This window comes from Methylomonas sp. BG-2, from assembly GCF_057766305.1.
This window is the reverse complement of the sequence record NZ_JBYMAP010000013.1, coordinates 17,806-31,290: the sequence shown is the minus strand read 5'-3', so window position 1 is coordinate 31,290 and position 13,485 is coordinate 17,806. Positions and strand designations below refer to the sequence as shown.

At 60.7% G+C, this 13,485-nt stretch carries 11 protein-coding genes; 7 read left to right on the top strand and 4 right to left on the bottom strand.

Annotation, left to right across the window (positions count from 1 at the left end):
* The coding region (locus tag AC3B8H_RS02455) for a putative inorganic carbon transporter subunit DabA (protein ID WP_488440031.1) at positions 1-763 on the bottom strand (763 nt) is incomplete at its 3' end.
* Between the two features lie 61 nt (positions 764-824).
* Positions 825-2,297, bottom strand: a complete 1,473-nt coding sequence (locus tag AC3B8H_RS02450) for a complex I subunit 4 family protein (protein ID WP_488440030.1) — start codon at positions 2,295-2,297, stop codon at positions 825-827.
* Between the two features lie 238 nt (positions 2,298-2,535).
* On the opposite strand from AC3B8H_RS02450, the gene rlmH reads away from it, so the two are divergent.
* From rlmH to AC3B8H_RS02420, 6 genes are read left to right on the top strand one after another with little or no spacing between them, the layout of a single operon-like run.
* Positions 2,536-3,000: a 23S rRNA (pseudouridine(1915)-N(3))-methyltransferase RlmH gene (rlmH, locus tag AC3B8H_RS02445; RefSeq protein ID WP_488440029.1), complete on the top strand. Its 465-nt coding sequence runs from the start codon at positions 2,536-2,538 to the stop codon at positions 2,998-3,000.
* Positions 3,001-3,002: 2 nt separating this feature from the next.
* The gene (locus tag AC3B8H_RS02440) at positions 3,003-3,578 is read left to right on the top strand and encodes a Maf family protein (RefSeq protein ID WP_488440028.1); all 576 of its coding nucleotides are present in this window, start codon (positions 3,003-3,005) and stop codon (positions 3,576-3,578) included.
* Complete coding sequence (gene rng / locus AC3B8H_RS02435) at positions 3,575-5,032, top strand: ribonuclease G (RefSeq protein WP_488440027.1); 1,458 nt, start codon at positions 3,575-3,577, stop codon at positions 5,030-5,032. Before AC3B8H_RS02440 ends, rng begins: the two co-directional genes overlap by 4 nt.
* 9 nt (positions 5,033-5,041) lie before the next feature.
* On the top strand, positions 5,042-8,839 hold the full coding sequence (locus AC3B8H_RS02430) for a YhdP family protein (RefSeq protein WP_488440026.1): 3,798 nt from the start codon (positions 5,042-5,044) through the stop codon (positions 8,837-8,839).
* A gap of 49 nt (positions 8,840-8,888) precedes the next feature.
* A complete protein-coding gene (locus AC3B8H_RS02425) occupies positions 8,889-9,707 on the top strand; it encodes a carbon-nitrogen hydrolase family protein (protein WP_488440025.1) in 819 nt (272 codons plus the stop codon).
* A 5-nt stretch (positions 9,708-9,712) separates the two neighbouring features.
* Positions 9,713-10,309: a hypothetical protein gene (locus AC3B8H_RS02420; RefSeq protein ID WP_488440024.1), complete on the top strand. Its 597-nt coding sequence runs from the start codon at positions 9,713-9,715 to the stop codon at positions 10,307-10,309.
* A gap of 67 nt (positions 10,310-10,376) precedes the next feature.
* On the opposite strand, the gene AC3B8H_RS02415 is transcribed toward AC3B8H_RS02420, so the two are convergent.
* Positions 10,377-10,976 (bottom strand): anthranilate synthase component II, encoded by a 600-nt coding sequence (locus AC3B8H_RS02415; protein ID WP_488440023.1) that lies wholly within the window; start codon positions 10,974-10,976, stop codon positions 10,377-10,379.
* Entirely contained in the window at positions 10,973-12,457 is a 1,485-nt protein-coding gene (trpE, locus tag AC3B8H_RS02410; protein ID WP_488440022.1) for an anthranilate synthase component I, read from the bottom strand. Before trpE ends, AC3B8H_RS02415 begins: the two co-directional genes overlap by 4 nt.
* A gap of 152 nt (positions 12,458-12,609) precedes the next feature.
* Here trpE and AC3B8H_RS02405 point away from each other — a divergent pair, with 152 nt between their 5' ends.
* Positions 12,610-13,476, top strand: a complete 867-nt coding sequence (locus AC3B8H_RS02405; protein WP_488440021.1) for a fumarylacetoacetate hydrolase family protein — start codon at positions 12,610-12,612, stop codon at positions 13,474-13,476.
* Positions 13,477-13,485: the final 9 nt, after the last annotated feature.

Here is a 13,485-nt window from a genome sequence, read left to right as displayed (position 1 = left end):
GATACAATCCCAAACCGTCCCGGTCGGGTAAGCGCCAGGCGGCCAAGCCCTCGTCCAACCAGGACGCGCACAGCCCGATCAAAATCGGCCGCACCTGATCCAGCACATCGTCGCCGGTCAGCGCCGCCAGCAAACCGCGCAAGCTCAAGCAGTCGCCGATTTGGGCAAAACGCGCGGCGACGCTGTCGGCCGCCCGTTGCCGTAAATCGCCGTCGCCGGTCAACCAGTCCTCGGCCTGCTCGGCGCTCAAATCCAGTAAATCCTCGGCATGCAGTTGCGGCTCGCGCAGTTCCAAAACCGCCAACACCGCCCGCCAAGCGGCGGCGGCCTCCGGCTCGGCCAATACACCCAGCTCGCCGACCTGCCAGGACCATTGCACCGATGACAACGGGACGATGTCTTCCAGCAACGCCAAGCGATACAGCGCCCGGAGCGTGACCGGCCGACCGCCGCTACGGGCGATCACCGATTCGATGTCGTCGCCGAAATACCGGGCGAACTCGGCGTCCAGCTCGATGTCGGTAATCCGGCCTTGCCGGTAAAACTCGCGAAAGCGTTCAATCGGCAGATAGCAATCGATACCAGTCAGCGCGGTGAATTCGGCCAACGCCTGTTCGAACGGCAGATGCTGAAAACCGTGCAGGGTATTGTGGTGGACGAAATCGTGGATCGGCGCTTGGCCGGGCAACACGTGGTCGAGATGGGCGATGGCGTCCAGCACGATTTGGCGCGGCTCCAGGCCGGCGGCGACGGGGGCTGACATGGTTAAGTCCGGGAAACGGCGGGGCGGCGATCCAGGCGGCCGGCCGGGGAAAATATCCAATTCACGGCAGGCGCTCTCCTATCACCGCCAACATTCGGTCCACCGTGGCGCTGGACAATTCGATCAACGGCGCTGGCAACAAACCCAGCGCCACGATGCCGCCGACCAATACCCCGGACGCCAGCATTTCGGTCGGCCGCAAATCGGCGATCTCGCGCATTTGCGGTTTGACCGGCCCGGTAAACAACAAGCCGACGGTGCGCATCGCGTAAGCGGCGCTGATCAGGATGCTCAAGCTGAAAAACACCATCAAGCCGCCCCATTGCCGGAAACCGCCGATCAATGTGTGCAGTTCGGCGACGAAACCGACCGAGCCCGGCAAGCCCATCGCCGCCAGCAAGGTCAGCGTGGTAAACACCGCGAAGCGCGGCATGACCTGGACCAGCGAGCTGTAATCGGGCAAATGGCGGGTATGGGTGCGTTCGTAGAGCAGGCCGACCAGCAGGAACAAGGCGCCGGCGATCAGGCCGTGCGCGGTCATTTGCAGAATCGCGCCGGTGAAACCGGTGTGGTTTAACGCCGCGATGCCGAGCAGCACCACGCCCATGTGGCTCAGGGACGAATAGGCCACCATCGCCTTGATGTCGGTCTGCCGCCACGCCAGCAAACCGCCGTACAGCATGCCGAACAAGGCCAGAAACAGCAGCGCCGGCTGCAGCAATTGGGCGGCGACCGGCAGCATCACGCAGGAGCGGATCAGGCCGTAGGCGCCCATCTTCAACAGGATGCCGGAGAGCAGGATGCTGATCGGACTGGGGGCTTCGACGTGAGCCAGCGGCAGCCAGCCGTGCAGCGGGAAAATCGGCATTTTGACGCCGAAGCCGATCAAGAAACCCAGCAACACCAGGACTTGCTCGACCACCGGCATGGTTTGCGCGGCCTGACCCATCGCCGCCATCAGCGAACCCTGCTTTTCCAGGTCGTATTCGCTGATCGCCAGCAGGCTGAGCAGCATGAATACCGAACCGCCCATCGTATACAACACGAAATTCAGGCTGGCCGCGTGGCGGCGCTTGCCGCCCCAGCGGTCGATCAGGAAGTACAGCGGAATCAGCGTGACTTCCCAGAAGATGTAAAACAGCGCCCAGTCCTGGGCCATGAACACGCCCAGCATGCCGAATTCCAGCAGCAGCACGCAGATGTGATAACCCTTGACGCCATCGCGAACCGACACCGAAGCCAGCAACGCAATCGCGGTCAGCAAGGTGGCCAAGACCAGCATCGGCAGCGACAAGCCGTCGATGCCGAGCGCGTAGGCGCTGCCGAGCTTGGGATTGAGCGGATAGAATTCGCTAAATTGCATCGCGCTGTCGCCGGCGTCGAAATCCAGCAACAGCTTGCCGGCCAAGGCCAGCGCGCACAGACTCACGATGTTGCCGAGAATGCGGATCAGCTTGACCTGGTCGCCGGAAACCGGCGCCAATATCAGCGCCCCTAGCGCCGGGGTCCACAGCAACGCGCTTAATATCGCCATTTTTAGGTGGTGGTTAAAGTCCAATTCCGGCCATTCTAAAGGCAGGCGGCCCGGCTTGACCAGCCTGAATTCGCGGCTTCGGCCGATTTCCGGGCCGGCTCGGCGCCGTAATCGGCCGCTCGGTTTAAAAAGCCGGCGGCTTCGTGTACTCTAGCCGGCTGGCATCGCCCGGCGGCGATGCGACTTTTTAACCCCGCGCCGGCCGCCGACGCGCCCGCGGCGCCCGCCTCAAACCACGATGCAAATTCACCTGATAGCACTCGGCAACAAGATGCCGGACTGGGTACAGCAAGGTTATAATGAATACGCCAAACGCCTGCCGCGCGAATGCGAACTGGTCTTGCGGGAAATCGCGCCGGATAAGCGCAAGAGCGGCGACATCGCCCGAATCGCCCGCGACGAAGGCGAACGGATGCTCGCGGCGCTGCCGCCCAGGGCGCATGTCGTGACCCTGGATATTCCCGGCAAGCCCTGGAGCACGCCGGATTTGGCGCAAGCCCTGCAACGCTGGTTGGGCAACGGCCAACCGGTGGCCTTGATGATTGGCGGCCCGGAGGGCCTGTCGGAGCAAGTCAAAGGCCTCGCCAAGGAGTCCTGGAGCCTGTCGCCGTTGACCTTTCCCCACCCGCTGGTGCGCATCGTCGTTGCCGAACAAATCTACCGGGCCTGGAGTCTGCTCAACCACCATCCTTATCACCGCTGACCATGAGCCCACAAATCGTCCTCGCCTCCGCCTCGCCGCGCCGCAGTGAATTGCTGAAGCAGATCGGCGTGCGCCATCGCGTCGTCGCGGTCGACATCGACGAAACGCCGCTGCCCTACGAAGCGCCGGATGCCTATGTCGCCAGGGTCGCCGCCGAAAAATCCGAAGCCTGCCGGCTGACGGACCGTTCCGGCCTGCCTATCCTGGCGGCCGACACCAGCGTGATCCTGGACGGCCGCATACTCGGCAAGCCCGAGGACATGCAACACGCGATCGAAATGCTAAGCCGGCTGTCCGGCCGCGCCCATCAGGTTTTCAGCGCGGTGTCGCTGCGCGGCAACCGGCATTGGCAGGCGCTGAGCATCAGCGAAGTGCGTTTTCGGCCAATCAGCCACCAGGAAATCGTCGGTTATTGGCAAACCGGGGAACCTTGCGATAAAGCCGGCGCCTATGCCATACAAGGTCTGGCCAGCGCGTTTATCGAATCGATGACCGGCAGTTTTTCCGGCGTGATGGGTCTGCCGCTGTTCGAAACCGCCCAATTACTGGCCCAACAAGGCATTACCATCCTCCCATGAGCGAAGAAATTTTAATTAACGTTACCCCGCCGGAAACCCGGGTCGCGGTGATCGAAAACGGCGTCTTGCAGGAATTGATCATCGAACGGCTGCGCCAGAAAGGACTGGTCGGCAACATTTACAAGGGCGAGGTCTGCCGGGTGCTGCCCGGCATGCAAGCCGCCTTCGTCGATATCGGCCTGGAACGGGCGGCTTTTTTGCATCTGTCGGATTTCAGCAGCCAGGAGTTGGCCGAGAAAGCCTCGGAAAACATCGAGCATTATCTGAAGGAAGGCCAGAAATTGGTGGTCCAGGTGACCAAGGACCCCATCGGTAACAAGGGCGCCCGGCTCACCACCGATATTTCGATACCGTCGCGCTATCAGGTTTATATGCCCTATGCCGGCAACTCGGGCGTGTCGCAGCGCATCGAGTGCGAAACCGAGCGTACCCGGCTGCGGGCCTGCATCGAGTCCTACCAGCAAAAGCACAGCGTGCCGGGCGGCTTTATCGCCCGCACCGCCGCCGAGTGCGTCGAGGAAGCGATTCTGTATTCGGACATGACCTTTTTGCACAAGCTTTGGGAATCCATTCTGGAAAAAAGCCAGAAGGCCAAGGTGAAGTCGCTGATCCACGAAGACCTGCCGCTCAGCGTCCGCACGCTGCGCGATTTGTATAAGGAAGGCATCGAAAAAATCCGCGTCGATTCCAAGGAGACCTATCTGCGGATGGTCGAATTCGCCGAAACCTTCGTGCCGGAAGTGGTCATGGTGATCGAGCACTATTCCGGCGAACGGCCGGTGTTCGACATTTACAACGTCGAAGACGAGATCAGCAAGGCGCTGGACCGCAAGGTCAAACTCAAATCCGGCGGCCATCTGGTGTTCGACCAGACCGAATCGATGACCACCGTGGACGTCAACACTGGCGGCTACGTCGGCGGCCGCAACCTGGAAGAAACCATCTTCAAGACCAATCTGGAGGCGGCGCAGACCATTTCCCGGCAACTGCGCTTGCGCAATCTGGGCGGCATCATCATCATCGACTTCATCGACATGCAGAGCGACGAGCATAAAAAGCAAGTGCTCCAAGCCCTGCAGCGTAATCTCGATAAAGACCACGCCAAGACCAAAATCACCGAGGTGTCGGCGCTGGGCCTGGTCGAGATGACCCGCAAGCGTACCCGCGAGAGCCTAGAACATATTCTTTGCGAGCCTTGCTCGACCTGCGGCGGGCGCGGCGTGTTGAAAACCGCCGAATCGATCTGCCTGGAAATCTTCCGCGAAATCATTCGAGTGGTACGCCAGTATTCGGTCCAGCAAATTCTGGTGCTGGCTTCCGAGCAGGTCGTCGAAATGCTGCTGGACGAAGAGGCCGACATGCTGGCCGAGCTGGAAGTATTCCTGAAAGTGGCGATCAAGATTCGCGCCGAAGCCGAATACAACCAGGAACACTACGACGTGGTGCTGCTATAGGCCGCTGCCTTGGTCATCCGACACGTCAGCCGCGCGAGCCGGCACCTGTTGTTCTGGACGCTGATGACGGCGGCGCTGGCGCTCAGCGCCTTCCGCATCTGGCTGACCGACATCGCCGACTACAAACCGGCGCTGGAACGGCGCATCCGGGACACCGCCGGCCTGTCGGTGCATATCGGTAGGCTGGATGCGAACATGCGCGGTTTCAGTCCGGAGCTGAAACTGATCGACATTGCGGTCGACTCGGCCGATCCGGCGGCCCGGCCGGCCATCCGGCTGCGGGAAATCCGGATCGGCATCGACTTGCTGGCCTGGCTGTTCAGCCAGGACCCAATGGCCTCGGGCTGGGTCAGTCTGGTCGGTGCCAAGCTGGATGTCGTCCGGGACGCCAACGGCCGGGTGGCGGTCAAGGGCCTGCCGAGCAGCGACGAACAACCGCTGTGGCTGTTGCAGGGCGGCAAATACGAAATCCTGCAAAGCCAACTGACTTGGCAGGATCTAAAGCGCGGCGGACCGAAAGTCGCGATCGACCACTTCGATTTACTGCTTAAAAACACCACCGACGGCGAATCTCACGAAGTTCATTTGTTGGCGAAATTGCCGGAAAGCCACGGCGACCGGCTGAGGGTTTCCGCCCGCCTGACCGGCAATCCCTTCCAGCCCGACACGATAGACGGCAACTTGTACGTCGAAGCCGACAATCTGCAAGGACCGGCCTGGCTGAGCGACGCGTTGCCCGAGGGCCTGCGGCTGGATTCGGGTTCCGGCGATTTTCGGATCTGGAGCGACTGGCGACGAGCGCAGCCCTACCGGATCGCCGGCTACGTCCAGGCCCAACAAATTCAGCTCGGCCGTCCGCAAGGCACCGCGCTGCAGCTCGACACGCTGGAAGGCAATTTCGTCTGGCGCGACGAGGCCGGCAGCCAACGCTGGTGCGGCTACGGCGTCAATCTGGTCGCCCGCCATCAGCGTTGGCCGGATGCCGAATTCTGCGTCGGCCGCGACGCGCGAGGCAATCTGACAGGCTTGATCGACCACATCGATTTGCAAGCGCTGATGCATCTAGCCGCCAGCTGGGCGCCGGCCGATGCCCGCCAAAGCCAATGGCTGAAAATCAATCCGCGCGGCGTGCTGCGGCAGGTCGGCTTTTACGCCAATCCCGACTTCGGCCGCTACGCGTTACGCGGCGAATTTTCCGACTTGGGCAGCGATGCCGTCGACGGATTTCCGCAACTGCAACTGCTGAACGGCGACTTCGCGATCGGCGACGCCGGCGGCCGCTTGCGAGTCAGCGGCCGCGAGGTCTTGTTCAACGCGCCGACGCTGTTCCGTAACCCATTGACCTTGCACAGCCTGAACGGCACCTTGAACTGGCGGCAAACGGCCGATGCCTGGCAAATCCAGGGCAGCGATCTGGCGATCGATGCCGATATGCGCACGTCCAGCGCGTTCGATCTGCTCATCCCCAAAAACGGCGATAGCCCGACGCTGGCGATGCGGACCCGCTTTAGCGACTTTAACGACATCGGCAAGGTACCGCTCTATCTGCCCGCCAAAGTCATGAGCAAGGATGCGGTGGCCTGGCTGGACGACGCCTTCGTCGCCGGCCGTATCGAACGCGGCGAAATGGTCTTGTCGGGCCGTCTGGCGGATTTTCCGTTCGAACGCGGCAACGGCCGCTTCGAAACCGTGTTCGCGATCGACGACGGCGATATTCAGATCAACGAGGACTGGCCGCATTTGCAAGGCGTGCATGCCGACGTGCAGTTTCTCGGTGCCGATCTGCAAGTGGCCATCGACGGCGGCCATAGCGAGCAGGTCGACATCGGCCAAGCCGTCGTGGCGATCCCCGATCTGGCCAATAGCGAGGCGGTTTACGTGTGGGGCCGAGTCGGCGGAAAATTGGCGGCCGGTCTGAGTTATCTGCAAAAAACGCCGTTGCACGGCAAGGTCGATCCACTGGTCAAGGCCTTCAGCGCCGAGGGCGACGTCCAGGTCGACCTGGACCTGAAGATCCCGTATTACGAGAACCAGCCGACCGTTTCCCAAGTCGCGGCTCATTTGACCGGCGCCAAATTGACCCTGAACTCGGTGGCGCTGGCGATCTCCGACATCAACGGCGTCTTGCATTTCAACGAAGACGGCGCCAGCGGCGAACGCCTGGAAGCGCGGGCGCTGGGCCACCCGATCCGCGGCACCTTGAGTCACGACCAAAGCAGTACCCGATTGGCCGTGGATGGCGGCACCGGCATTGCCGAACTGCAAAAACAGTTCGCCTTTTTGAAAAATCAAAGCGCCAACGGGAGTTTCCGCTACAGGGCCGATTTGCTGATGCCCTATGCCGCCGAACAGCCGGCGGTCTTGACGATAGCCAGCGATTTGCAGGGCGTCACCGTCAACGGTCCCGACTGGCTGGCCAAATCCGCCGAACAGAGCTTGCCGATCGCGCTGAATTTTCGTTTGGACGGTGGCGACAGCCTGCCGTTGGACATCCGCTATGGTCAGGACCTGAGCCTGGCGCTGACGATAGACACCCAGCAAAATCGGCTGTACTCCGGCCATGTCGTGTATGGAGGCGGCCCAGCCCAGCCCTATCCGGCCGCCGGTCTGAAGTTGGACATCGCCCGCCCCAGCTTCAAGTTGTCCGAAGCCCTGGCCGCCTTCGGCGACAGCGAGCAACAGCAGCGCCTGCCGCCGTTACGGGAGATTGGTCTGAGCACCGAACAATTGATCTGGCAGGGCCGCGACATCGGCCCGTTTCATTGCAGCCTGGCCCGCCGCGATCAAGCCTGGCAGGGCAGTATCGACAGCAAGTTCGCCCGGGGTCAGTTAAATATTCCCGACCTGCGCGGCGGCGGCGAGCGTTTTGTGTTGAACATGGATTATTTGAACCTGTCGGCGGCCGACCAACTGGATTTCGACGCCGCCGAAGACGTTGTCACCGAATTGCCGCTGATCGAAATCGACAGCCGGCAATTGATCTGGCGCGGCGTCGATCTGGGCAAATTGAAGTTGCGTAGCGAACGGCGCCCGCAAGGCATGCACTTCAAACAGATTCAACTGAATAAGGCCGGCCGGACCATGGAGTTTCGGGCGGACTGGACCAAATTGGCCGGCGCCAGCGTCACCCAATTGAGCGGCCGCCTGACCACCGACGCTTTCGGCCAATTTCTGACCGAACTGGGTTACACCGATGAGATCAAGGAAACCCACGCCGACATCAGCATCAACGGCGGCTGGAGCGGCGCGCCGCATCAGTTTTCGCTGGCCGGCTTCGACGGTACCGTCCAGATCGACCTCAGCGACGGCCGGATTTCCAGCATCGAGCCCGGCTTCGGCAGGTTGTTGGGGCTGATCGCGATGGAGCAATGGGCCAAGCGCTTGAGTCTGGATTTCAGCGACGTTTACCGCCAGGGCTTTGCCTTCGACCGGATGACCGGCCATTTCCGGTTCAGCAACGCCCAAGCCTACACCGACGACTTGGTCATCGACGGCGTCGCCGCCAAGCTCAGTCTGGCCGGCACCGCCGACATCGCCAAAAAGACCGTGGACCACCGCGTCGCGGTGATACCCAAGAGTTCCGACGCCTTACCCATAGCTGGTACAATCGTGGGCGGTATCGCCGCGATGATTACGCAAGTGGTCACCGACGATTATAAAGAAGGTTACTTCTTCGGCTCCCAATACAAATTGGCCGGCCCCTGGGGCAATGTCGAGGTCACGCCGCTGCACGATCAGGACGGCTTGGTGAAAAAGGCCTGGCGCAGCCTGACGGGTTTCGAATGGCTTAACGAGCTGACAAAATGATGCGATACCGCCAATCTCCTCGCCAAACAATTTGAACAATAAGGACAACATGACTATCTGTGCCGCCATTCAAATGGCCTCCGGACCGCAGGTCAGCGCCAACCTGCTCGAAGCCGACAAACTGATCGCCGAAGCCGCCAAGGCCGGCGCCAAACTGGTCGCGCTGCCGGAAAACTTCGCGATCATGGGCATGCACGAGACCGACAAGATCAAGGTCGGCGAACAAGACGGCAGCGGCCCCATTCAGGATTTTCTGGCCGCCACCGCTAAAAAATACGGGATCTGGCTGATCGGCGGCACGATACCGGTGTTCGGCGCGGCCGCCAACAAGGTCCGCGCCACCTGTCTGGTTTTTAATGAAAAAGGCGATCGCGTGGCCCGCTACGACAAAGTGCATCTGTTCGACGTCAACGTGCCGGATTCGGCCGAGGTCTACCGCGAGTCGGATTCCATCGAGGCCGGCGAAACGCCCTGCCTGATCGACTCCCCGTTCGGCAAGATCGGCATCGCGGTCTGCTACGACTTGCGCTTTCCGGAGTTTTTCCGGCCGATGGCGCGCAAGGGCATGGACATTCTGGTGCTGCCGGCCGCTTTCACCGCCAAAACCGGCGCGGCGCATTGGGAGGTTTTGCTGCGGGCGAGGGCGATTGAAAACCTGTGTTACGTATTGGCGCCCAATCAGGGCGGCTTTCATATGAACGGCCGGCAAACCTACGGCCACAGCATGTTCGTGGACCCCTGGGGCGTCGTGCTGGATTGCTATAAAACCGGCCCCGGTTTCGTTAGCGGCGACGTGGACCGCGGCCGCCTGGAAAAAACCCGGGCATCGTTTCCGGTTCTGGAACATCGCCGTTTTTTTTGCGAGTAAACCCCATGTTGAAAACGTTGCGTTACACCCTGCCTTGCCTGCTTTTGGCCGGCTGCGCCGACGCCCCGGAAAAATACCGCGACATCAAGCATCTGGAACTGCCGCCGGTACTGCCGATCGAAAATCCCCACCCGCAACCGGCGATAGCCGCCGACGATCTGAGCGGCGCGAAGAGCGGTGGAAAATCCATTCTGGCGGGCTTGGTGGATTTCAAGGACGACGGCCAAAAACCGCAGCTGACCTTGATGACCCGATTGGATCGGGCCTGGGAGATGGTGGAAACCGCGCTGACGCTCAGCGACATCGACATCGTCGACAAAAACCGCAACGACAACAAACTCCAAGTCCGCTACGACCCGGATACCGGCGGAAAAACCAAAAGCCTGCTGAACCGTTTGTTTTTGGATAACGACTTTCCGGAAGCGGAATACACCATTTCATTGACCGACGCGATTTCCGGCGTCAAAGTCAACGCCGCGCTCGGCAAACCGGACGACTTCGCCGCCAGCGAAGACGGCTCCGCCGCGCTGATCCGCTTGCTGCACGACACCATAGACCAAAAAATCATCAACCGCGGCGAGAAGGCGAAACCGGAGGAATAAAGTCAGCCGGCGGCTGTTGCCGCCGACTTGCGGCGGGGTGCTCTGCAATGCCGACGCAGCGTAAAGATCAGCCGGCAGGCCTCTCCAAAAAATTCCTCAACATATCGTGCCCGTGCTCGGTCAGGATCGACTCGGGGTGGAATTGCACCCCTTCGATGTCCAGGGTTTTGTGGCGCACGCCCATGATTTCGTCGATGTTGCCTTGTTCGTCCTGAGTCCAGGCGGTGATTTCCAGGCAATCGGGAATGGTCGCCTGTTCGATGACCAGCGAATGGTAACGAGTCGCGGTAAACGGGTTGCTTAAACCTTTGAACACGCCAACATCGTTGTGATAAACCGGCGACACCTTGCCGTGCATGATCTGTTTGGCGTGGATGATGTTACCGCCGAAGGCGTAACCGATGCTTTGGTGGCCGAGGCAGACGCCCAAAATCGGGTATTTGCCGGCGTAGCGGTGGATGGTTTCCACGGAAATGCCGGCTTCCTTGGGTGTGCAGGGACCGGGGGAAATCACGATTTTGTCCGGGCGTAGCCCTTCTATGTCTTCCACCGTCACTTCGTCGTTGCGCACCACCACCACCTCGGCGCCGAGTTCGCCGAAATATTGCACCAGGTTGTAGGTGAACGAATCGTAGTTGTCGACCATCACCAATCTGACGCCGCTCATGCTTTGCCTCCCAGGCCGGCTTCGGCCATGCTGACGGCGCGGAATACCGCGCGTCCCTTGTTCATTGTTTCATCCCATTCGTTGCGCGGGATCGAATCGTAGACGATGCCGGCGCCGGCTTGAATGTGTAAAGTTTGGTCCTTGATCACGGCGGTACGGATCGCGATGGCGGTATCCAGATTACCTGACCAGGAAATGTAACCGACCGCGCCGGAATAAATGCCGCGCTTGACCGGCTCCAGTTCGTCGATGATTTCCATCGCCCGGATTTTCGGCGCGCCGCTGACGGTGCCGGCCGGGAAGGTGGCCGCCAATACATCAAACGCGTTCTTGCCGTCCTGCAATTCGCCGGTGACGTTGGAGACGATGTGCATCACGTGCGAATAGCGCTCGACGATCATTTTGTCGGTGAGTTTGACGCTGCCGATTTTGGCGACCCGGCCGGTGTCGTTGCGGCCTAAATCGATCAGCATCAAGTGCTCGGCGATTTCTTTCGGATCGGCCAGCAGTTCCTTCTCGAACTCCAAGTCCTGCTCGTGGGTTTCGCCGCGACGGCGAGTACCGGCGATCGGCCGCACCGTGACTTCGTCGTCCTCCAATCGCACCAGGATTTCCGGCGACGAGCCGACCACGTACAGATCGTCCAGATTCAGATAAAACATATACGGCGAAGGATTCAGGCAGCGTAGCGACCGATACAAATCCAGCGGCGAGGCGCCAAACGGTATCGACATGCGTTGCGACAACACTACCTGCATGCAATCGCCGTCGGTGATGTATTGCTTGGCTTTGCGCACCGCCTCTTCGTAGCCTTGCTGGGTAAAACCGGAGACGAAATCGGTTTCCCGCACATGTTTGGTCGTTACGCTCGATGGCGGGTGGGCGTGCGGTTCGCGCAGCTTAGCAACCAGCCTGTCCAACCGGGCCTTGGCATTGTGATACGCATTGTCCTGGGCCGGATCGGCATGGGTCAGCAACAGCATTTTGCCGGACAGATTGTCGAACACCAACAAATCCTGCGACACCATCAACAGGATGTCCGGCGCGCCGATAGGATCGGGCTTGCCGCTGGGTTGCAGACGCGGCTCGATGTAGCCGATGGTCTCGTAACCGAAATAACCGACCAGACCGCCGTTGAAGCGCGGCAAACCGGGCACATCCGGCACTCTGTACTGTTGACGAAATTCTTCTATCCAGGCCAGCGGTTGGGCATGCTCGAAGGTTTCCGTGGCCGCGCCTTCGCGTTCAACCGTAACCGTCAATCCGTGGATTTTGATGCGCGTCTTACACGGCAAGCCGATGATCGAATAGCGTCCCCACTGTTCGCCGCCGTGCACCGATTCGAGCAAATAGGAGTAAGCGCCGTCAGCCAGCTTTAAGTAAGCGCTGAGCGGCGTATCCAGGTCGGCCAAGACTTCGCGGCAAACCGGAATGCGGTTGTAGCCCTGTTGGGCATATTCGGCAAATTGGGCGGGTGTCATCAGAGTTGCTCAGAAAGGGTCGCTGCGACCGTTGCGAATCAATCCGAGATTGTACCCCACAACACAACGAGCGGGCGAACCAAGCCCGCCGAGCCGGCCGCCAAAACTCCGCCGATCGGCTAAAATGACCGATTTTCGGATCGAACAAAAATATGAAACTGGTGACTTTTCTGGATAAGGGCGCACGCCGGATCGGCGCTCTGGTCGGCAACGCCATCGTCGCCGCCGACGACAACTTGCCCAACGACATGATCGGTTTTTTGGCGGCGGGCGCCGAAGCCAGACTGGCCCTACAAGCGCTGATCGACGGCGGCGCGCCGAGGCTGGCGTTGGCCGACGTGACCTTGCTGGCGCCGATTCCCAGACCCGGCAAGTTGCTCGGCATCGGCCTGAACTACGCCGACCACATTAACGAAACCGGCTGGGAAAAACCCGAATACCCAACTTTTTTCACGAAACAGAGCACCTGCGTCATTGGCCCCGGCGCCGCGATCCATATCCCGCCGGTATCCGATAAAGTCGATTACGAGGGCGAATTGGCTTTCGTGATCGGCAAACGTTGCAAACATGTCGGCGTCGACAACGCCCGCGACGTCATCGCCGGATATACCATCTGCAACGACGTCACGGTGCGCGACTGGCAGGCCCGCACGCCCACCTGGACGCTGGGTAAATCCTTCGACACTCACGGTCCGCTCGGCCCGTGGCTGGTCACCGCCGACGAGATTGCCGATCCGCACAATCTGGCTTTGAAAACCTGGGTAGACGACGAACTACGGCAGAACGCCAACACCGGCGAGATGATCTTCAATTGCTACGAAATGGTGGCCTATCTGACCCAGGCGATGACGCTGGAACCCGGCGACGTGATCAGCACCGGCACCCCGGCGGGCGTCGGCGTAAAAATGAAGCCGCGCGGCTATTTAAAAGCCGGACAAATCGTGCGAATCGAAATCGAGGGCCTCGGCATGCTGAACAATCCGGTGATCGCCGATCCGGCCGGCAACCCCGGCGCGTAGCGATGGCCG